Here is a 20836-nt window from a genome sequence, read left to right on the forward strand (position 1 = left end):
ACGGAGGTGATTAGGTATGCATAATCGACTCATTGCAATCATTGGCGCAGGGGTGATGGGATGCGCCACGGCACTGGATGTCGCGAGGGCTGGTTATCGTGTAATTTTGCAGGATATTTCGGCGTCGGTCATCGAACACGCCCCTGATGTTATACGTCGTGAATATCGTTCAGCTTGTTTCCTGAAGCAAGGGTACGGTCAGGTGCCCTTGGATCAGATCATGGAACGAATCTCGTTCCAGACACAAGATGAAGGTGTGGAAGAGGCAAGTATCATTATTGAAAATGTAACCGAGAACCTGGAGTTGAAAAAGGAAGTTTACGCACGACTATACCACACGGCTCGTCCGGATGCTTTATTTGCGCTAAATACAAGCTGTATATCCGTGACAAAGCTCGCTTCATTTTTGCCTGACCCAGGTCGAGTCATTGGGGTGCATCTGATGAATCCGGTTCCCGTTAAATCCATGGTGGAGGTGATCAAAGGACATCATACAACGCAGGGTACGGAACATGAGATGGTAGCGTTTTTGGAAACTCTTGATAAAAGTCCAGTTGTCATAGAGGATCTGCCTGGGTTTGTCTCTAATCGCCTCTCGCACTTGTTAATGAATGAAGCGGCGTACATTGTACAGGATGGAATCGCTACACCCGAGCAGGTGGACGCCATTATGAAGAAAGGCTTCAATTATCAGATGGGGCCGCTGGAGACGGCGGATCTGATTGGTCTGGATACGGTCGTGCATTCATTGAAAGTATTGTACGACAGCTATCAGGACCCCAAATTCCGATGCTGTCCGATGTTGCAGAAAATGGTTGATGCAGGACAGTGGGGGCGGAAGACGGGTCAAGGATTCTATGCCTACTAAGATGAAGGGTGGCATGACCATGGAAAAGCTCAAGGATATCAAATGCATCGTTTGGGATCTGGACCACACCATATGGGATGGAGTTTTGCTTGAATCTGCAGATGTGCAACTGAAGCCGGGCTTAAAGGAGGTGATTGAAAAACTGGACCAGCGAGGTATTTTGCATTCTGTTGCCAGTAAAAATGATGCAGAGCTGGCTTGGGCGAAACTAAACGAACTGGGCATCGCAGAATATTTTCTATATCCCGAAATCCATTGGGATGCGAAGTCCGTCTCTGTTCAGCGGATTCAGCAGAACATTAATATCGGTATGGATGCCATTCTGTTTGTGGATGATCAACCTTTTGAACTGGAAGAAGTGCAAAGTGTACATGCTGACATTCAGGTACTTCATGCGGATCAATATGAAACCATGCTTGATGACCCAAGGCTGATGCCCCGATTCATTACAGCCGACTCTGCGTGCAGAAGGCAGATGTATCAGGCGGATACGCTCCGTAAACAGGCTGAGGAACAGTATGAAGGACCTTCAGAACAATTTCTGGCTACGCTCGGCATGAAATTTTCCATCTACGAGGCTACTGAGGATGATCTTCAACGTGCAGAGGAACTTACCGTTCGCACCAATCAGCTAAATGCAACGGGAATTACCTACAGTTACGAGGAGCTGCATCAACTGATGACCTCGCAGGACCATATGTTATTGGTGTGTGAACTCGAAGACAAATACGGAACGTATGGCAAAATTGGGCTTGCACTTATTCACATGCAGCAGAAAGTATGGCGACTAAACATGCTTCTGATGTCTTGCAGAGTGATGTCCAGAGGAGCAGGGAGTGTACTGCTAACGTATATCATGCGTGAAGCTCAGAAGCAGGGCAAACAGATGCTTGCGGACTTCAGGGATACCGGAAGGAACCGGATGATGAATATCAGCTATCGCTTTGCCGGTTTCAAGCAGCAATCTGCAGATCAGGAAGGAAGAGTACTGTTTTATCATGATTTGCAGCAGGCTGTAGAGTTTCCAGATTACATTGAGGTTTTAGTGCCTGAGGGGCAACATCAATAACAAGGGGGAAGGGCAGTGGATTATCGTCAGGAAATTCGGGAGTTTATCGGGAACAACCTCACCATGGATCATGAGGACACTCAGATTAATGATAATGACAATTATTTTGAGCAGCGGTTCGTCAATTCGCTCTTTGCGATGCGTTTGGTGGACTTTGTAGAGCGTAGATTCCAGATTGAGATAGCAAATGAAGATCTGGATTTGGCTAATTTCTGCACGATTAACCGTTTGCATGATCTTATTGAGAGAAAGTTGACTGAGAAGGAGGCGGCACTATGATTACAGCTAATCAGGCATCCATTCGTCCAGTCACAAGTCCGGCAACCAGCCCGTCCAACAAATATATGTATTTGTTTTTGGGAATTTCCTTTGGCACATGTTATGGAATCGCAAGTTTGTTCATGTTCTTTGCGGATTTTATTGTACCCATAACAGGTGAGTTAACCCTGATGCATCCACTTGCGATCGTTGCTCTGTATTCACCTTCCATTGCCGGATTAATTACATGTTATGTGATGGGCGGAACGGAAGCATTAAAAGGAATGTTTATGAAGCTGGTTCCGCGCAGACAGGACCTGTTCTGGATACCGCTCATTATTGGAATTTCCATCATCTTTGCATCAACAATGCACTTTGGTTCCTTGTTATTCGGCATACCGGTCCCTGAGTTGACATATAGTGTACCTGAAATGATCTGGTTGGGGATTCTGAATCTGATCAAGGAGACGGGACTGATTGGTGGGCTGTTTGGCTGGATCGGATTTTTGCTTCCATTCTTGCAAGGGAAGTTAAAAAATAATATAACAAGTGGTCTGATTACCGGCCTGTTGTTCGGATTATGGGTGCTTCCGGGATACTTGATTTCCTCTTTTGGCACCTCAACCACTTACATATACTACGTTGTTCAGCTTATGGCATTTATCGTGTTCCAAAGTTATATCTTCAATGCAACCAAAGGTACACTTCTGTTTTATCTGCTTGCATTCTGGCTTGTAGCCACAGGAAGTCAAATTGATTTGTACTACTTTAATCCGCAAGTTCAAATTATGCAATTCTTCTTTTTTGTAATATCGGCTATTGTCATACATGTCATCTTCAAGCGTAAAAATGTGGATACTTCACTTCAGACATTCCCTGCATATGTTCTGGAAAGAAAGTAAGCCTGGTTATGGTGGTGAATAAGTGATGGAACCGATCTATTTGGAGCAGCTACAAAAGGGGGAGGGAAACAGACAGATAGTCTGTTTTCCTTATCTCGGTGGGAACTCCAACAGTTTTCAGCCCCTAGTGCCTTACCTTCCTGACACGGAAATTTGGGCGTTTACGCCCCCGGGTCATGGTCTGAACACCGAAAGACCCCTGGAGCATATGCAGCAACTCGTAGAACTGTATACCAGCAAGCTGCTGGATGTTATACAGCCCGGCAGTCTGTTATTTGGACATAGTCTGGGAGGAATTACAGCCTACTTCGTTGCGCAGCGCTTATGTCAGGAACGTCCAGATGTAGCTAAAACGCTACGGCTTGTGTTATCTGCCTGCAACACGCCTGACGAATGCGGGATGCAGAATTATGATCGGATGTCAGACGGAAATCTGATTGATCATCTGTTTTCCTATGAAGCTCTTCCGCAAGAACTGATACACGAAAAAGAATTATTGAATTATTTTCTGCCCGTCATCCGGGCGGATTTCAGGATACTGGAATCTGCAGCAACGCTTGAGTATGAGCCGCTCTCATTGCCGGTGTTGTATCTGTGGGGAGAACGAGATCGTACCGTTACCCTTCAATCAGCGTTGAGATGGGGCCGATATTTTAACACACCCATGAAGCTTCAAACCATCAAAGAGGGTGCTCACATGTTCATGATGCATCAACCTTCAACGGTGGCGCATTGTCTGACAAGCTTTATGACTCCAGATAAATAGGAACAACTTGTAGATGAGAGGAGCCATGTTCGTTTATGCTGCTACGAATGCTGAGAAACGATATAACGAGAAAAAAAGGGATTACGGCTGCGTTATTTATTTTTGTGCTGCTGGCCGCCTTGCTGGTATCTTCGGGGTCACGAATGATTATGGAACTGACGAGTTCCATCCAATATCTATTTTCTGAATCCAAAACACCACACTTTGTGCAAATGCATGCCGGAGAACTCGATCAGGCCAAAGTGAACACATGGGCTGAAGAAAATGCCATGGTCCAGCAGCATCAGATTGTGGAAATGGTCAACATTGACGGCTCTAATCTGTTTCTCGGAGCAGAGTCCGAAAAGAACAGTGTTATGGACATTGACTTTGTTACACAGAATCAGGGTTTCGACTATTTGTTGAATCTGGACAGTGAGATTATTCAGGTTAACGATGGCGAGATCGCGGTTCCGGTATATTACATGCAGCAAAATAAATTGAGCGTGGGCGACCAGGTTCGGATCGATAATGGTCAATTTGAGCGTTCTTACACCATCGTTGATTTTGTCCGTGATGCTCAGATGAATCCATCGGTTGTGCACTCCAAACGTTTTATTGTGAGTGATGGGAATTTGCAGGAATTGAAGCAGAGCATCGGAGAGATGGAGTATCTCATTGAATTCCGGTTGACCGATCCCGGACTGACGAGTGAATTTACCCAGGCTTACCAAAATGCCGGACTTCCCAATGCGGGTCCAGTCGTAACCTATGGGCTGTTCCAGGTATTGAATGCGATGACCGACGGAGTTATTGCAGCCGTTATTATTTTGGTCAGTCTTGTACTGATTCTGATCGCGATGCTTTGCATCCGATTCACAATGCTTGCGACCATCGAAGAGGATTATCGTGAGATTAGTGTCATGAAAGCGATAGGGATCGCAGAGAAGGATATTAAGAGACTGTATCTGATGAAGTATGTATTTATGGCTGGATTTGCATCCGTGCTTGGTTACATTGCATCACTTGGCGTTAACAGATTATTTGTTTCCAACATCATGTTGTATATGGGAAAAGCACCTGCAACCCTGTTGCATTTCGCGATTCCGTTATTAGCCGCTGGAATAATATTTGCCATGGTTGTTCTGTTCTGTCGAACGGTACTGCGGCGTTTTCGTTCCATCTCCGCGGTGGATGCTCTACGTACCGGGAGCCTTGGAGATACACAGATCATTCGAAACCGGCTCAGTTTGTCCCGCAATCGCTGGTCTTCCGTACCTGTCTTTCTTGGTCTGAAGGAAGTGATACAGCGAATCAAGATGTTCCGATTATTGTTGTTCGTCTTTGTAGTCAGTTCATTTATCATGATTGTGCCGGTCAATTTCCTGAACACTTTGCAGGCGCCAAGTTTTATTTCTTATATGGGTGTTGGACAAAGTGATATTCGCATTGACTTGAGGCACACAGATGATGTGGAGCAGCGTTATGACAATCTGGTTGCCCAGATCCAAAATGATAAAGACATCAAAACGTATTCCCCATTGGTAACAAGCCAGTTCAAGATTAAAAACGCGGAAGGAAGTTACGACAATCTGAGTGTAGAAACTGGGGATTTCAGTATTTTCCCATTGTCTTATGTTAGCGGTAATGCGCCAACAACCGAGAATGAAATTGCGTTATCTGATGCAAACAGTAGCGAGCTGCGCCTGAAGACTGGTGAGCAACTTACCTTGCTGGTTAATGGCAAGGACCAGATGATGACGGTCAGCGGAATATACCAGGACGTTACAAATGGTGGCAAAACGGCGAAGGCCTTATTGCCTTACAACAAGGATAGTGTGTTGTGGTATGTGGTCAGTTTGGATTTGAATAATCGCGGCGACATGGCTACCAAAATTGCTGAATATGAGGCGGCTTTCTCGCCAGCCAAAGTAACCGATCTTCAAGGTTATCTGGATCAGACGTTAGGCGGAACCATCCAACAATTGAAATTGGTGACGATGCTGGCCTTGGTCATCGGTGTCTTCATATCTATTTTAATTACAGCACTGTTCCTTCAGATGTTAGTAGCCAAGGACAACAACGACATTGCTGTACTAAGAAGCCTTGGGTTTGCCTTGTCTAAAATCAAGTTCAAGTATGTCGTGATGTCACTTGTCATATTAATCTTAGGGGTTGTTACTGGAACGATATTGTCGAATACGTTGGGTCCGTTGCTGGTTAGTGCCATTATGTCGACGTTCGGTGCTTCCAATATTGTTTTTGTTGTTAACCCGTTACAGGCATATATCTTGTGTCCATTGTTACTTGCAGGCACGATTGTACTAACAGCATGGATTAGCATCCAATCGATCAAGGAAACGAGCATATCCAAAATGATTGTCGAATAGGGAGGATCAACGATGACAACTATACTTGAGGCTAAAGACGTGAATAAATCGGTAGCGATCGGCGAGAATGAAGAACATAACATCTTGAAAGATATCAACCTTCAATTAAAAAAGGGAGAATTTGTTTCCATCATGGGGCCATCTGGCTCAGGCAAGTCTACCTTACTTTACAACATAAGTGGTATGGATCAGATTAGTGCTGGAAGTGTCTATTTTAATGGCAAAAAAATATCGGCATTCCAGGAGAGAGATCTGGCAAGTCTACGTTTGACCAAAATGGGGTTCATCTTTCAAAATATTCATCTGCTCAAAAATCTGAATCTGTTAGACAATATCGTACTTTCCGCGTATCTGGCCAAGAATAGCAGCAGAGAAACGATTAATACACGGGCGATGTCATTAATGAAAAAAATGGGGATTGATGAGCTGGCTGGGCATAACATCACCCAAGCCTCAGGCGGACAGCTTCAACGGATTGCCATCTGCCGTGCGCTGATTAATAATCCAGATATTTTATTCGGCGATGAACCAACGGGGGCGCTGAATTCCAAATCAACGTATGAGATCATGGATATTCTGGGCGATATTAATGCAACGGGTACAACCATTCTGCTGGTGACCCATGATGTGAAAGTCGCTGCCAGATCGGAACGTGTACTGTTTATGATGGACGGTAAGCTGGTTGCAGACAAAAATATTGGAAAATATGCAAGAGAGCGTCAGGATCTGAAAACAAGGGAAAGCCATTTGGCGCAATGGTTGACTGAAATGGGGTTCTAAAAAAAGAACTCCATGACTACAATAGACCGACAGTCGGTCGAACGTATCGGAGGCCAGGATATGAGACTGATAAAAAACCCGGAAGAACGCAGGAACGAGATTTTGGATGCCGCCGAGATTCTGTTCGTGACAAAAGGATATACCAAAGCTACGGTCATGGATATCCTTCAGGCGTGCAACATTGCCAAGGGTACATTTTATTATTATTTTCAGTCCAAGGAAGAGGTTATGAACGCCATCGTTATGCGTTTTATTCTGAGCGGGGAGGCATCGGCTAGGCACGTGGTGTCCGATCCCAAACTGAATGCCCATGACAAAATTTTTCGCATCATGATGGCGCAGAATCAGCCAGACGGCAGAAAACATGATCTCATCGAGCAATTGCACAGTGTTCATAATGTGGAGATGCACCAAAAGAGTCTTGTAGAGACGGTAATTCGATTAAGTCCCATCTTGGCCGAGGTGGTAGAGCAGGGCATTCAGGAGGGGGTATTTCATACACCTAACCCAAAGGAATCCATCGAATTCCTGCTTGTATCGTCACAATTTTTGCTGGATCGAGGCATCTTTCAATGGGAGGAGGAAGAACTCCAAAAAAAGGTTGAAGCATTCACACATATTATGGAACGTGTGCTGGGAGCAGAAAAAGGAAGCTTCGCCTACGTCACTCGTCTTTATTTTCCGAATCAAGGTTAGCCGAGAAAGGAGTATCATCCATGGAACATACCGTTCAAAAATCATTTAAAAAGTTTCTGGTAGTATGGTTCGGTCAGCTCATCTCCATGATTGGGATTGGACTGACAGCCTTCTCCCTGGGGGTGTATGCCTTCGAAAAAACGAATACGGCAACAAGTGTTGCATTGATTACCTTATTCACGTTTCTGCCGAATATCCTGCTTCGACCTATTGGAGGTGTATTGGCAGACCGATTCGACCGTCGGACGATGATGATTATCGGCGACCTGGGGTCGGCAGCCGGTTTGATTTTCATTCTGTCGATTATGCTCACAGGTGATATCCAATTATGGCATATCTATGTGGGAGTGGCCTTTAGTTCGGTGTTTTCCGCGCTGCAGAGCCCGGCATATAAGGCCTCTGCTACGGACCTGCTGGATAAGGATCAGTTCTCGAAAGGAAGCGGTCTTGTACAACTGGCTGAATCCTCGAAGTTTCTGTTTTCACCCATCATTGCGGGCATTCTGCTTAGTATAACAACCATTGAAGTCATTCTGGTCATTAATATTCTGACATTCCTGGTTGCCATTCTAGCTGTGCTGGTTATTCGGAAGAGCATGAAGGTGGAGCGAGAGGATCAAGAAGACAAAAACTGGATCACCGATATGCAAGAGGGCTGGAGGGAAGTTGTAACCAACAAGGGAGTACTGTTGCTGGTGGTGATTATTTCACTTGTCACCTTTTATCTAGGATTCCTGGAGACACTCATTGGTCCGATGCTTCTGTCATTCACGGATGCAAAGACACTTGGAACGTTTCAGTCTGTTAGCGCCATCGGCATGCTGATTAGCAGCTTATGCATCGGCATATTTACAATAACAAAGAGATACGCAAGTGTGCTTGTGATGGGTCTGATTTTGTGCGGTTTGTCCTTCTCGCTTCTGGGGATATCCACCAACATTTATTTTATTATCTTCGCAGGTTTTCTGTTCCTGTCATCGCTGCCGTTTGTCAATATGAGCGCAGATGTGCTGGTGCGAAACAATATCGCCAACGAAAAGCAGGGCAGGGTATGGGGAATCATTGGTATTCTGTCACAACTCGGGTTTATTATCGCGTACAGTTTGGCTGGATTTCTGGCCGACCATGTGTTTAATCCGTTGCTGATGGAGGGGGGAGCACTGGCTTCGTCTGTTGGTCAAATTATTGGAACTGGGCCAGGCAGAGGTATTGCCTTTCTGTTTATCATCGCGGGTCTGTTTGTTATTCTGATCGCAATAATCACATCCCGTTTGAAAATGATCAAATCTCTGGAGCAGAGCCCAGATATAGCGGCTCCATCCGATGTTGGCGGATTGGCGCACGATTAATTCGAATCCAACAGCGTAAGCCCTTGTCCGCAGCAGCGTGTGATACTTCTTCTGGTCGAAGAAGTTATTCACACGAGAGCAGACAAGGGCTTTTTTGTGCTGAGGAGTCAGCAGATGTACTTAGACAAGATGTGTTTGTGTATTTGGATTGTCGGTGGAGCTTACCCTTTAACCGCCCCTGAAGTTAGTCCTCCTACAATATACTTTTGCCCAATGAGGAACACAATCAACACAGGCAATGACGTGAGCACGATATCGGCACTGACCAGATTCCACTGGGCACTGAATTGTCCAAAGAAGTTATATACAGCCAGCGTCATCGGCCACATCTCCACTGTATTCAGCATATAGAGTGGGGCAGTAAACTCATTCCAGACACTCAGGAAATTAAGAACAAATACCGTTACCAGCACCGAGGTTAACAAAGGTACAATGATTCTCAGGAACAGCTTGATTCCATTACATCCGTCCATGATCGCGGCTTCATCCAGCTCCTTCGGGATGTTAGACACAAACGCATACGTAATGAACAGTGAGATCGGAATCCCCATGGCGGTGTAGAGCAGAATCATGCCGACATGTGAATTGATCATACCCATGGACTTCATGACTTCCATCAGCGGTATGTAGTTAAGCGGTAGGGTGATACCAAGAATCAGGAAGAAGTATAGAAACTTGCTGAGCCTCGAATGGTTGCGGGATAAAGTGAAGGCCGAGAAGGCCACAACAAACACTAATAACAGGGAAGAGGCCCCGGAATGCAGCAGACTGTTGAAAAAAGAACCGCCCAAATGTCCCTGTTCATACACAATTTTGTAATTTTCGAAGATAAACTTCTCGGGCAGCGTCAGCTTCAGCACTTTGGCCTCGGCGTCCGACTTGAATGAATTCAGTACAATGACCACAAAAGGAATCAAGACCACCAGGCTAAGCAGCCAAGCGAGTGCATTTAACCCGATCGAAGCCAATCTTTTTCTCAATCGCATGTCAGTATTCCACCTTTCGGTTCATCAAACGAATGATGAAAAAGGAGATGATCGCCATGATGACAAACAGAATGGTAGATAGCGCACTCCCCAGTCCCCAATACCCTTTGGCAAAAGAGGAATAGACAGCCGTGTTAATGACATCTGTTGCGTTACCGGGGCCACCGTTGGTTAGCACGTATACGGCATCGAATACTCTCAGCCCATACGTAATATTGAGTACCGTGGCGATGGTAATGGTAGGCATCAGCATCGGAATGGTGATCCGGAACAGCTTTTGCCCAAATCCGGCGCCGTCAATGGACGCTGCCTCGTAATAATCCCGGGGGATGGCGAGCAGTCCGGCGATGAACAGCACCATGATGTACCCCATGCCTTTCCACGTGTCCACTGCCATGATGGATGGCATGGCCCAGGTTAGGGAGCCCAGCCAGTTCTGGGCGAGAACATCCAGCCCTAATGAACGCAGGGTTACGTTAACGAACCCGTTGTTTGGGTCGAGCAGACTTTTGAACACAAGCCCAACAATCAGGAACGACAGCACCTGTGGGGAGAAGATGATCATCCGGTGCAGATTCGCGGCCTTTACACCGCTGACCAGCAGCAGGGCCAGAAACAAGCCGAGAACCGTCTTGGCGATGGATGTAACCAGGGTGAAGAGGACTGTGTTTTTGATAAAAAGCAGATAGGTCGGATCACCCGCCAGAATAGTGCGGAAATGCTCCAGACCGATAAAGTTCTTCTCCGAACTATAACTATTCCAGTCAGTGAAGGAATAATAGATGCCCAGCAGGGCGGGAGCAACGATGAACAGCAGATATAATACAATCGCTCCAGATGAGAAATACCAGGGATAGATTTTGTTTGCATTCATAACCGGTAACACCTTTCCTTCCTGCCAAAATACATGAGCGGGCAAACGCCCGCTGCATGTAACACTGTTCAGCGTTTATATTTATCTGAAATATGCGCTGTTACTGCCACTTCTCATCTTTCAGCACTTTGGCTTGTTCAGCACGACGTTTATCAATATTTTGCAAAATCTGATCCGGTGTCATTGCGCCAGCGAACATGCCTGACAAGTCCTTGCCAATATCCATCCATTGTGGATCAATATATTTCACAGCGGCCTGCATGACCGTACCTTTTTCATGATTTTTCTCATAATCAATATAATCCTGTGTCAGCTTTGGTTCGATTTCCGGCCAACAGATCGTCAGATTACCTTCACCTTCATCGAACACACGTTGCAGATGATCATGCTCTGTAATCCAGCGGAAGAATTTCAGCACTTCTTCAGGATGTTTACTGTTTTTGTTACCAAACATGGCAGCTGAACCGCCGGGATTCACACCAATCGTCTGATTATCTCCCCACGGCATGACAAAGAACCCCATATTGTCTTTCATTGCCGGATACGCTTCGGAAACTTCCTTTTCCGTCCCTGGAACCCGAAGCAACATAGCAGCTTTTTCCTGACCAAACGCTTCAATTCCCGCTTCTACCGTATTGGACAAGAAGTCTTTGCCGAAATAACCGAGATCCGCAAATTCTTTTAACTGTTCAATGACAGTCTTGAGTTGCGTCATATCTGCGACTTTCATCTCATTGTTATTTAATTTCTCGTAGGTTCCCGCTGTTGTTTGCTCATAGTTAGGTCCCGTTTCGAACAAAGGCAGAACCTGATACCACCCGCTGGCAGGTGCCTGATAGAACGGAATAATGTCTTTATCCTTAATTTTCTGGCTGATCGCCTTAAATTCGGCATAGGATGTAGGAGGCTCTATGCCGAGCTCTTGGAAGATACGTTTGTTATAGTACACATACCAGATTTTCGTTGGCGCAAAAGAAACCCCATACACCTTTTCATTGTGACTGACGGTTGGCAAAATCTCTTCAGACATCCGACCTGTGAATTCCTCATTGGTTAGGTCAATGGCATTTTCCTCCGGTCTTACGTTAGCCGGCATGCTCAGTGGGTCCACATCAACATTGAAAATGTCAGGTGCTTCGCCAGAGGCCAGCTTCACCTTGATGAGGTCACGCCACTGTGCGTCAGGTACGACCTGAAAATCAATTTTGACACCGGTCTCCTGCTCATATTCCTTGGCCATCGTTTGCATGATGCCTGTACGCGGTATACCGGATTGGCTTGTTCCAAACGTGAGAGTCACCTTACCCGAACCTTCCGTACTTTTACCTGAGTTGCACCCGGCAAGCAGCAGAGTGGAGAGCAGGAGCACACTTGCAAGCGAAAATAGAAATCGTTTTCTCATCATTAAACCTCCCGGAATATAAAGAAAATTGTCACTTGCCGAAATGCTTAATGTAAGCGTATTCTTATGTGGATAACTTTACTGTGAACAGCGGATGTGCTCAATAGACAAAAGCGTTCAGTTGGGTGGACATTTTCGAATGGTGTGACAGATATCATCATAGGACGAGGTGTGTGGGAATTGCGATATCGATTTGGAACGCTTCAGCAAAGTCTGTTTGCCTATTACTCTGCGGTATTTATTATCTTTTCGCTGATTGTGGCGGGGCTTCTGTATGTTTTTCTCGCAAGTGACATTCGTCATCGAAGTGAAGAACAACAGAGACAACTGGGGGTGTCAATCGTCAGTAACCTGGATCAGGAAGTGGTGAAAATGAACAACTTCTCCATGAATATCGTGTACTCCAATCTGGTCAAAGAACACTTCAGTCACTACTTGGCACCAGCGGAGGATAGCGAGCAGACAATGACGAGTGATCCGGCATTGTATAAGGATACAACCACACTAATTGATGTCATTCTCGCGATCATTAGCAGCTCCAATACAGCCAAACAGGCCAATATCTATGATGTAAATGGCAAGATGCTGGGAGCGGGTGCATTCAACGGTCAACTGTCTGTGGATCTGACTAAGCGACCGTGGTACAAGGAAACCTGGGAGCGGAGCGGCTGGCGGGTGATTCAACTGTTAGAGGGGGGAGCTTTGCCCATGCCAACAGGTGAGGGGAAATCAGATCAATCCTACATTTCCCTTACTCGGGTGTACAAAGATGGCAACTATGTCAGCCAGGGTGTTGTTGAGATTTTGCAGGATGCCGGAACCCTGTTCCAGCATTTGAATGATTTGCAGGCGAGTAACGATGATCTTCGGATCTATGTAGTGGATGAACAAAATACACGGTTGTATCCACTTTCTTCGGTTGATGATGCTTCTCAAGCTAGCCACTTCGATGATGTGGACTTGATTCAGAATCTTTCATTTCCACCGGATACGATGCAGGAGATCACCGATCCGTTGAATCATTCCAAACAGATGATGACGTACATGACGTCACAGGAGACAGGATGGACCGTTGTTGTCATGCAGTCCAAACAGTCCCTTTTCGCGAGTCTCAACCGGATGGCTGTGATGTTTATCGGTGCGACGTTAGCTACTCTCATGCTGATTCTGGTTCTCTCGTATCTAATCTCCAAACGGGTTACATTGCCGCTACATCGCTTGCAGCGCATTATTCAGAAAACGGGTGAGAATGATCTGGTATCGGGTCAGGATTCCGGTCAGTTGTTCAAGCTGGAGCATCCCGGTTCTATCCGGGAGATGGATGAGCTAAATGATACGTTTATCCGGCTGAATCAACAGCTTGTGCAATCGTTTCAGGACAGGCTGGCGATGAAATCTCAGGAGACAGAAGCGAGATTACTGGCGCTGCAATCCCAGATGAACCCGCATTTTCTCTATAACAACATCACAAATATTAGCATCATGGCGGAAGAAAGCATGAATGAGCAGATTGTCGCGTTCTGCGCCAATATTGCGTCTATGCTGCGTTATATTTCTACTCCGGGAAAGAATGGGGTTCCACTGTCTCAAGAATTGGATTATTGTGAGCGATATCTGGAGTGTATGAAGATTAGGTTTGAGGATGATCTACACTACGAGTTTCATATTCCGGAAGAGATGCAGCTTATCCAGGTTCCGATGCTGATGGTACAACCACTACTCGAAAATGCCATGAAATATGGACTGGGTGATACCCCGCCATGGAAACTGAATATTACTGGAGACATGGATGCGGAACAGCAGACCTGGCAGATCCACGTGGAAGACAACGGGCCTGGCATGGAACCCGAAGCACTTGCCAAGATCATGCATTACATCGAACAATCACAGGAGTGGGAGCGTATGCCTGACCTTGAAATTAACGGAATGGGACTCAAGAATATATGGGTCCGATTGAAATTATGGTATGGCACGGCAGCCCGCATGCAGATTACAAACAAGCCTTCCGGCGGTGTCCAGATTACCATAGGTGGTTCCATTGGAAAGGAGCATGGCTGAACCCATGACAATCAAATACAGAACGATTATTGTGGAAGATGAAGCCCTGATTCGCCGGAATGTCTCACGCAAATTCAGAGAGTTGGACACCCGGTTTGAGGTGATTGGTGAAGCGCGGAACGGTCAGGAAGCGTTACAGCTCATTGAACATTCCGTACCTGATCTGGTTGTAACGGATATACAGATGCCGGTAATGAATGGATTGGAACTCGCCAAACATCTGTATTTTGCCTATCCGCATGTGAAAATTGTCATTCTGAGTGGTTATCATGAATTCGAATATGCGCGGCAGGCGATCAGTTACAAGGTGGAGGATTATCTGCTCAAACCATTATCGGAAGAACAGCTTCGGACACTGCTGGATGCGATGGAATTGAAGCTTGGGAGCGCTGTGGATTCGCTTGCCCATGTCAGTGCCGTGCTGGATGAACAGGTGAAGCCGGAGGATATCGCAGAGGCCGTTAAGTTGTATTTGAAGCAGAATTACATGCATGAGATTACACTCCAGGACATGGCAGGACAGATGCATTTTAGTGTGGACTATCTGGGAAAGTGTTTTAAGAAAGTAACGGGCGAGACTCCGCTGAAATATATGACAGGTCTGCGGATTAATGAAGCGAAGCGTATGCTCGTCACACACGAGAATATGGATATCAAGACCATTGGTGGAGCGGTAGGGTACAGTGATTCCCACTATTTCAGCCGGATTTTCAAAAACAAAACGGGCATGTACCCTAGCGAGTACCGACTGCAATTGCAGGAACGAAAAAAAGCCCTGTCCATGGATGATGAGAACCATGTTGACTTGAGCTGATTACTGGGCCAGAGCTTCTTCGGTTATTTTGCGAATATCAAACGGGGAGCGGATACCTTCTTCGATCATGTCGGGGAGAATCTGTTCCAGGAAATACTGTACACAGTGGAGGTCGATATTTTTGATTTTGACCAAGGCATAACGGTACATAACGATAAATTCTTTCTCCGTATTGCCACGTTGGAGCTCGGCAAAGGCTTCATATACCTGATCCATCTTGTCTGCGACTTCGAGAATCAGTCCTTCAACCGATTGGTCTTTACCCTCACGCAGCTGTCTGCGAAATATAGGCTGGAACTCTTCAGGAATATTTTCATTAATAAAATGTTCAACCATACCTTCTTCCACCTTTTGCAGCATCGAACGCAGCTCCAGTGAATAATGTTTGACTGGTGTTTTGATATCACCGATGAAGATTTCGCCATAATCATGACTGCTGGTAATCTCGTATAACTTTTTCCAATCAATGGTGACTCCATGCTGTTCCTCAATATCTGCGAGCGTTTTGGCGTACTGTACGACTTTCCAGGAATGGGCGGATACGCTGTGTTCTTCGAATTTGAATTTGCCAGGTGTGCGAATAATACGTTCAAGATCATTCAGTGACCTGAAGTACGTGTGAATTCCCATATAAGCGTTCATCCTTTGCTGGTTGAATATAAGTGTGAGTATCCATCGACTATACGCTAGTTATGTCAACTGTGGATTAACGCGGATAGCGACAAAAGTAAAATGTAGTTTTAATTCTCTATAGAAGGACGAGAGGGTGAAAGGGAAACGTACGAGAGGGTAGTAGCTTAACGACAAACAATAAAAAGCCACGATGTGTGATTGAACGTGAGTTCGGCATCCATCATGGCTTCAGTGTGGAGATGTTGTGCTCTAGCGCTACATAAGTGCAGTTGAATAAAAAATTATGCTTTTTTACGTACCGGAGAAGTATACCAGTACGCCATTCCAACAAAGAGGGCACCGCCGATGATATTACCAAGCGTTACCGGAATCATGTTATGGAACCAACCTGCCATCGTGATTGTATCCGGGTGGTTTGGCAGCAACCAGGATAAAGAGAGCAAAGTCATATTGGCAACACTGTGCTCATAACCACTTGCGATAAATGCGTACAGACACCACCAGATAAGAACAAGTTTGGCGATATCTTCTTTGGAGCGAGCTGCCATCCAGATCGCCAGACAGACGAGCCAGTTACACAGAATGCCTCGGAAGAACAACTCAGACACGGGCGCCGCCATCTTTTTGGCAGAGACGACAAACAGCAGATGTTCCGGTGTGGCCGTTTTGAACAGACCGCTACCGACAATGAGTAGACTTAATAGAATTGCGCCGAGCAGGTTACCAACAAAGACGAGCCCCCAGTTCTTCAGCGTTTCGTTCACTGTGGTTCGGCCAGCCAGCGTACTCATGGTGAAGAACATATTGTTACCTGTAAACAATTCCGATCCGGCAAAGATGACCAGCGTGAGGGCAAGTCCGAAGGACATGCCCATCAACATGGTTTGCAGTGGTGACTGTGCCGCAAGGAGCGGAGCACCAATACTGAAGATCAGAACGATGCCAAGCCCTACATAGGCACCAGCCATTAAGGCAGCAACCATATAACGTGGCAGGCTTGCGTTCATTTGATCCCGTTTTTTAACCGCAGCTTCAATAATTCCCTCAACACTTGGTGTATACATCACGGTTTCCCCCATTATTTTGCATCAATCTTTGAACGTTTCAATGGAGCTATATTTCAATCCAGACCTGGCCGTTCTCTACCTTCACCGGATACATCTGTACTTGACCGTTGTCCGGTGCTTGCACAAGACCGGTAGTCAGGTCGATTTTCCAATCATACAGCGGATCGTACAGATAATGCCCGGACACGATGCCTTCAGCCAGCGGTCCACCTTTAGGGTGGGGGTTGTGATTATCTGCAGCGAAGATGGTACCATCCGATGCACGAAAGACAGCAAGCTGATGATCCTTAATTTCAACTACTCTTCCGATTCGTGGCAGGAATTCTTCAACTACTCCGGCAGGGAAGTAGGTGCCTGATTGTTTTGTCGTCATCTTAAACCACTCCTTATCTATATTTAACATTCCGGCAGCATTAATCTTGCGAGCTTACTTATGGACGAGCCGATACTTCGATACCATGGAACATTTTGCTTTGGCCTTCTTCATTGCGAATCGCTTTTTGCCAAGGTTCTTCAACATGCTCAAGTGCAAATTCAATTCGTTGCATCAACGCTTTGCGTTCCTCCAGGTTATCCACGACAACCGAACGAATATGCTCCAGACCCATGCGTTCCACCCACTCGGACGTCCGTTCCAGATAGTTACCTGTCTCGCGATAATATTGCATGATGGCTCCGCACAGTTCAATCAACTCGTCATCCGTTTTCACTTTGCATAAGGAATCAGCCAGTCTAGCTTTAATACCGCCGTTACCACCGATGAAGATTTCCCAGCCTCCGTCGTTACCAACGATACCGATATCTTTTGTACATGCCTCTGCACAGTTTCGCGGACAACCGTTGACAGCATATTTAAACTTGGCTGGCAGATCCAGACGTTCGAATTTTCGTTCAATGCGAGCGCCCATGGCCATGGAATCCTGTGTACCGAATCGGCAGAATTGGGAGCCGACACATGTTTTGACCGTACGCAGCGATTTGGCGTATGCATAACCTGAAGGCATATCCAGTTCAGCCCAGACTTTGGTCAGATCTTCTTTTTTGACACCAATCAAGTCGAGACGCTGACCGCCAGTCACTTTGACTGCTTTCACATCATATTTGACTGAAACGTCAGCGATACGTTTGAGGTCCGCTGGTGTAGTCACCCCGCCATACATCCGAGGTACAACCGTATACGTTCCATCCTTTTGAATATTTGCATTCATCCGTTCGTTAACAAAACGGGATTCTTTCTCATCTTCGTGTGTGTCTGGTGCAATCATGCCAAGGTAGTAGTTGATCGCCGGACGACATTTGGAACAACCTTCAGGTTGACTCCAACCCAGTACATTCATGACCTCTTTGGTCGTTTGTAATCCTTTTGCACGAATCTCGGCTACAATCTCATCCCGTCCCATGGAAGTACATCCGCAGATGCCCTGTTTGGCTCCAGTACTGAAACTGTCACCAAGTACATATTGCAGAATCTGTTCCACAACTGGTTTACACCCACCACAAGAGCGGGTTGCACCGGTACAGGCTTTGATTTCATCTACAGTGGTAAGGCCCTGGTTTGTAATGACATCAACAATGGTTCCTTTGGTTACCCCGTTACATCCACAGACGATCTCGTCCTCGGGCATCGTTTCAACAGAGGTTGCTTTCTTATGACCGCCGCAGCCTGTACCCATGAGTGAACCATACAATTCTTCGGTCATTTCGGTCTGTTGTTTGATCAGTTTCTGCAATTCGGAAGAATCCGTAATGTCACCGAAGAGAACGGCGCCGACCATTTTATTATCACGAAGCAGAATTTTTTTGTAAGTCCGTTTCCAGTCATCTTTGTGCGAAATGACGGTGTGCTCTGGACTGTCGATGAATTCACCAGTTGAAAACACGTCCACACCCGAAATTTTCAATTTCGTAGATACTACGGAACCTTCATAAGGAGCCGTTTGAACCCCGCAGATATGTTTCGCCAGAATCATACCTTGCTCGAACAATGGGGCAACGAGGCCGTAACATACCCCGCGGTGCTCTGTACATTCCCCGACCGAGTACACATTCTCAAGTGAAGTCTGCATATAGTCATTCACGACAATACCCCGGTTCACTTCCATACCGCTTTCGCGGGCTACAGTCGTATTGGGTTTAATGCCTACAGCCATGACCACAAAATCAACATTCAGAACCGTATCATCTGCAAAACGTATCCCTTCAATGCGTTCGCCGCCCAGCAGTTCGGAAGTCTGCGCACCCATCTTGAACCGGATACCCTGACGTTCGAGTTCTGCCTTCAACATGGCTGAAGCTTGTGGATCAAGCTGACGCTCCATCAGATCTTCCATCAGATGCACTACGGTAACTTCCATGCCAAGTTGTACCAACCCTTTGGCAGCTTCAAGGCCTAGCAGTCCGCCCCCGATAACGGCCGCTCGTTTATACTGCTTAGCAGCTTCCAGCATGACATTGCAATCGGCGATATCGCGGAAACCGACAACACCTTCTTTGTCATGTCCAGGTACTGGGAGAATAAAGGAGTTGGAGCCAGTTGCAATGATGATTTTGTCATAAGGGACCCGAGTTCCATCTTCAGTCACAACTTCGTGCGTCTCGGCATCGATTCGTGTAACCGTTGTGCCTGTGTGCAGCGTAATGCCGTAATCTTCATACCAGTGAAGGTCGTTCAGCACGATATCGTCCAGTGTTTTGCTTCCTTCCAGTACATAAGACAACATAATGCGGTTGTAGTTAGGATAGGGCTCTGTGCCAAAAACGGTAATATCAAATCGCGTAGTTAATTTTAAAATTTGCTCAACGGTACTGATTCCTGCCATTCCGTTACCTATGATAACGAGTTTCTCTTTTTTTCCGTTCATGTGTGTATGCCTCCTTGGATAGACGCTGTACATTACCAACAATTTTAGTGGTTTATATTTGAAATTATACAAGTAGTTGACGACAGTTTATGTGATTTAATTCACTAATAAAGATAGAAGAGTCATAAATATAATAGTGTGAGCCCCATCACAGAAATTTATATTTATTTTCATACAAATAAGAAATGCGAACTATTGTTCTTATTTTGTTTTCGTTGTAAAATCGGAACTGGGCCGTATTGTTCCCGATTTCTTCGAAAGGACGTTTTTGCATCATGATGGGAAGATCCCACCTTATTATCGGGACAGGCGTGTCACTTTCTGTTCTGCAGTTGGCCGGTATGCCAGTGACAGCGCCGGCAGTTACGGTTGCACTGATTGGTTCGTTATTGCCTGACATTGATGAGCCGAATTCGCTGCTGGTATCCAGAGCCTTGCCTAACAGTCTGATCAGGTTGTTACAGACGATTCTGTTGCCCACAGCTGTATTTGTGTACTTCTATGTTCATGCCAAACCATGGAACCTGTTGCTTGCGATCCTCATTGCGCTTGTGTCATTCCTGCCTTCACGTTCGCTTCGCAAAGTGTTGATGTTTGCGATTGGACTCGGACTGGTCTTCTATGGTCACGCGTTCGCACCGTGGAACTTGATTGCAGGCAGTTTGTTAATGCTCTGCACCACACTGACTCATAGGGGACTGACACATACCCTGTACGGAACCGCAATATGGGCGGGCTTGTTGTACAGCACGACCCAGCAGCAGGGACCGGAGATCTGGGTAGCGGGAGGCTCGGCATATGCGATGCATCTGTTGGCCGATTCACTAACCAATCGGGGTATTCGTCCGTTACCACCGCTCAAGTGGCGCATACGGGTGAATCTGATGAGTACAGGGACCAAGCGTGGGGCCGTTGTAGAGAATGTCTGCATTGTGCTTACTCTTATTTTGGCCTGGATTGCATTCTCACCCCTATTTCTGTAATGACCAAATACCAGTCCTGTCTAAGGACTGGTATTTCATTTTTTTGTTCTTTTACCTGTAAGCCATGAGAGGATTATGGGGGTCAACTCGTTGTTGGCGTG

Annotated in this window: 19 protein-coding genes; 12 read left to right on the forward strand and 7 right to left on the reverse strand. The window is 46.1% G+C overall.

Features of this window, described 5'->3' with window-relative positions; all coding sequences use genetic code 11:
- Positions 1-16 precede the first annotated feature (16 nt).
- The 9 genes from MHI14_RS08795 to MHI14_RS08835 are packed head-to-tail and all read left to right on the forward strand — an operon-like array spanning position 17 to position 9057.
- Positions 17-868, forward strand: a complete 852-nt coding sequence (locus tag MHI14_RS08795) for a 3-hydroxyacyl-CoA dehydrogenase family protein (RefSeq protein WP_091013879.1) — start codon at positions 17-19, stop codon at positions 866-868.
- A 19-nt stretch (positions 869-887) separates the two neighbouring features.
- The gene (locus tag MHI14_RS08800) at positions 888-1937 is read left to right on the forward strand and encodes an HAD-IIIC family phosphatase (RefSeq protein ID WP_100527632.1); all 1050 of its coding nucleotides are present in this window, start codon (positions 888-890) and stop codon (positions 1935-1937) included.
- A 15-nt stretch (positions 1938-1952) separates the two neighbouring features.
- The gene (locus tag MHI14_RS08805; RefSeq protein WP_017687156.1) at positions 1953-2216 is read left to right on the forward strand and encodes an acyl carrier protein; all 264 of its coding nucleotides are present in this window, start codon (positions 1953-1955) and stop codon (positions 2214-2216) included.
- Positions 2213-3097: a hypothetical protein gene (locus MHI14_RS08810; protein ID WP_206105767.1), complete on the forward strand. Its 885-nt coding sequence runs from the start codon at positions 2213-2215 to the stop codon at positions 3095-3097. The genes MHI14_RS08805 and MHI14_RS08810 overlap by 4 nt, the downstream gene beginning before the upstream one ends.
- Before the next feature lie 25 nt (positions 3098-3122).
- Complete coding sequence (locus MHI14_RS08815; protein ID WP_341130196.1) at positions 3123-3863, forward strand: thioesterase II family protein; 741 nt, start codon at positions 3123-3125, stop codon at positions 3861-3863.
- Between the two features lie 47 nt (positions 3864-3910).
- Positions 3911-6232, forward strand: a complete 2322-nt coding sequence (locus MHI14_RS08820) for an ABC transporter permease (protein WP_341130197.1) — start codon at positions 3911-3913, stop codon at positions 6230-6232.
- Positions 6233-6244: 12 nt separating this feature from the next.
- Positions 6245-7012, forward strand: coding sequence for an ABC transporter ATP-binding protein (locus MHI14_RS08825; RefSeq protein WP_091028310.1), 768 nt, complete (start codon positions 6245-6247; stop codon positions 7010-7012).
- Positions 7013-7072: 60 nt separating this feature from the next.
- Positions 7073-7708, forward strand: coding sequence for a TetR/AcrR family transcriptional regulator (locus tag MHI14_RS08830; protein WP_133385585.1), 636 nt, complete (start codon positions 7073-7075; stop codon positions 7706-7708).
- 20 nt (positions 7709-7728) lie between these two features.
- On the forward strand, positions 7729-9057 hold the full coding sequence (locus MHI14_RS08835; RefSeq protein ID WP_091028315.1) for an MFS transporter: 1329 nt from the start codon (positions 7729-7731) through the stop codon (positions 9055-9057).
- 161 nt (positions 9058-9218) lie between these two features.
- Here the strand turns inward: MHI14_RS08835 and MHI14_RS08840 are convergent, their stop codons facing one another.
- From MHI14_RS08840 to MHI14_RS08850, 3 genes are all read right to left on the reverse strand, one after another.
- Entirely contained in the window at positions 9219-10043 is an 825-nt protein-coding gene (locus MHI14_RS08840) for a carbohydrate ABC transporter permease (protein ID WP_036668529.1), read from the reverse strand.
- Position 10044: 1 nt separating this feature from the next.
- The gene (locus MHI14_RS08845; RefSeq protein WP_091028318.1) at positions 10045-10917 is read right to left on the reverse strand and encodes a carbohydrate ABC transporter permease; all 873 of its coding nucleotides are present in this window, start codon (positions 10915-10917) and stop codon (positions 10045-10047) included.
- A 100-nt stretch (positions 10918-11017) separates the two neighbouring features.
- Complete coding sequence (locus MHI14_RS08850; protein ID WP_091028321.1) at positions 11018-12319, reverse strand: ABC transporter substrate-binding protein; 1302 nt, start codon at positions 12317-12319, stop codon at positions 11018-11020.
- Between the two features lie 144 nt (positions 12320-12463).
- On the opposite strand from MHI14_RS08850, the gene MHI14_RS08855 reads away from it, so the two are divergent.
- Together MHI14_RS08855 and MHI14_RS08860 are read left to right on the forward strand one after the other, a co-directional pair.
- Positions 12464-14377 (forward strand): sensor histidine kinase, encoded by a 1914-nt coding sequence (locus MHI14_RS08855; protein ID WP_341130198.1) that lies wholly within the window; start codon positions 12464-12466, stop codon positions 14375-14377.
- Between the two features lie 4 nt (positions 14378-14381).
- Positions 14382-15191, forward strand: a complete 810-nt coding sequence (locus MHI14_RS08860; RefSeq protein WP_083677409.1) for a response regulator transcription factor — start codon at positions 14382-14384, stop codon at positions 15189-15191.
- On the opposite strand, the gene MHI14_RS08865 is transcribed toward MHI14_RS08860, so the two are convergent.
- The 4 genes from MHI14_RS08865 to nirB form a co-directional block, all read right to left on the reverse strand.
- On the reverse strand, positions 15192-15821 hold the full coding sequence (locus MHI14_RS08865) for a YfbR-like 5'-deoxynucleotidase (RefSeq protein ID WP_133385582.1): 630 nt from the start codon (positions 15819-15821) through the stop codon (positions 15192-15194).
- 284 nt (positions 15822-16105) lie between these two features.
- Entirely contained in the window at positions 16106-16888 is a 783-nt protein-coding gene (locus MHI14_RS08870; RefSeq protein ID WP_133385581.1) for a formate/nitrite transporter family protein, read from the reverse strand.
- Positions 16889-16937: 49 nt separating this feature from the next.
- On the reverse strand, positions 16938-17264 hold the full coding sequence (nirD, locus tag MHI14_RS08875; protein ID WP_091028331.1) for a nitrite reductase small subunit NirD: 327 nt from the start codon (positions 17262-17264) through the stop codon (positions 16938-16940).
- A gap of 58 nt (positions 17265-17322) precedes the next feature.
- Complete coding sequence (nirB, locus tag MHI14_RS08880) at positions 17323-19752, reverse strand: nitrite reductase large subunit NirB (protein WP_341130199.1); 2430 nt, start codon at positions 19750-19752, stop codon at positions 17323-17325.
- A 275-nt stretch (positions 19753-20027) separates the two neighbouring features.
- On the opposite strand from nirB, the gene MHI14_RS08885 reads away from it, so the two are divergent.
- Positions 20028-20735, forward strand: coding sequence for a metal-dependent hydrolase (locus MHI14_RS08885; protein ID WP_249912121.1), 708 nt, complete (start codon positions 20028-20030; stop codon positions 20733-20735).
- Positions 20736-20836: the final 101 nt, after the last annotated feature.

Origin of the sequence: Paenibacillus sp. FSL K6-2393 (genome assembly GCF_038002545.1) — a bacterium.
GTDB lineage: Bacteria > Bacillota > Bacilli > Paenibacillales > Paenibacillaceae > Paenibacillus.

Bases quoted from the DNA above. Each gene is read 5' to 3' on its own strand.
- MHI14_RS08795 (WP_091013879.1), top strand. From the start codon at position 17: ATGCATAATCGACTCATTGCAATCATTGGCGCAGGGGTGATGGGATGC.
- MHI14_RS08800 (WP_100527632.1), top strand. From the start codon at position 888: ATGGAAAAGCTCAAGGATATCAAATGCATCGTTTGGGATCTGGACCAC.
- MHI14_RS08810 (WP_206105767.1), top strand. From the start codon at position 2,213: ATGATTACAGCTAATCAGGCATCCATTCGTCCAGTCACAAGTCCGGCA.
- MHI14_RS08815 (WP_341130196.1), top strand. From the start codon at position 3,123: ATGGAACCGATCTATTTGGAGCAGCTACAAAAGGGGGAGGGAAACAGA.
- MHI14_RS08820 (WP_341130197.1), top strand. From the start codon at position 3,911: ATGCTGAGAAACGATATAACGAGAAAAAAAGGGATTACGGCTGCGTTA.
- MHI14_RS08825 (WP_091028310.1), top strand. From the start codon at position 6,245: ATGACAACTATACTTGAGGCTAAAGACGTGAATAAATCGGTAGCGATC.
- MHI14_RS08830 (WP_133385585.1), top strand. From the start codon at position 7,073: ATGAGACTGATAAAAAACCCGGAAGAACGCAGGAACGAGATTTTGGAT.
- MHI14_RS08835 (WP_091028315.1), top strand. From the start codon at position 7,729: ATGGAACATACCGTTCAAAAATCATTTAAAAAGTTTCTGGTAGTATGG.
- MHI14_RS08840 (WP_036668529.1), bottom strand. From the start codon at position 10,043: ATGCGATTGAGAAAAAGATTGGCTTCGATCGGGTTAAATGCACTCGCT.
- MHI14_RS08845 (WP_091028318.1), bottom strand. From the start codon at position 10,917: ATGAATGCAAACAAAATCTATCCCTGGTATTTCTCATCTGGAGCGATT.
- MHI14_RS08850 (WP_091028321.1), bottom strand. From the start codon at position 12,319: ATGAGAAAACGATTTCTATTTTCGCTTGCAAGTGTGCTCCTGCTCTCC.
- MHI14_RS08860 (WP_083677409.1), top strand. From the start codon at position 14,382: ATGACAATCAAATACAGAACGATTATTGTGGAAGATGAAGCCCTGATT.
- MHI14_RS08865 (WP_133385582.1), bottom strand. From the start codon at position 15,821: ATGGGAATTCACACGTACTTCAGGTCACTGAATGATCTTGAACGTATT.
- MHI14_RS08870 (WP_133385581.1), bottom strand. From the start codon at position 16,888: ATGTATACACCAAGTGTTGAGGGAATTATTGAAGCTGCGGTTAAAAAA.
- nirD (WP_091028331.1), bottom strand. From the start codon at position 17,264: ATGACGACAAAACAATCAGGCACCTACTTCCCTGCCGGAGTAGTTGAA.
- nirB (WP_341130199.1), bottom strand. From the start codon at position 19,752: ATGAACGGAAAAAAAGAGAAACTCGTTATCATAGGTAACGGAATGGCA.
- MHI14_RS08885 (WP_249912121.1), top strand. From the start codon at position 20,028: ATGATGGGAAGATCCCACCTTATTATCGGGACAGGCGTGTCACTTTCT.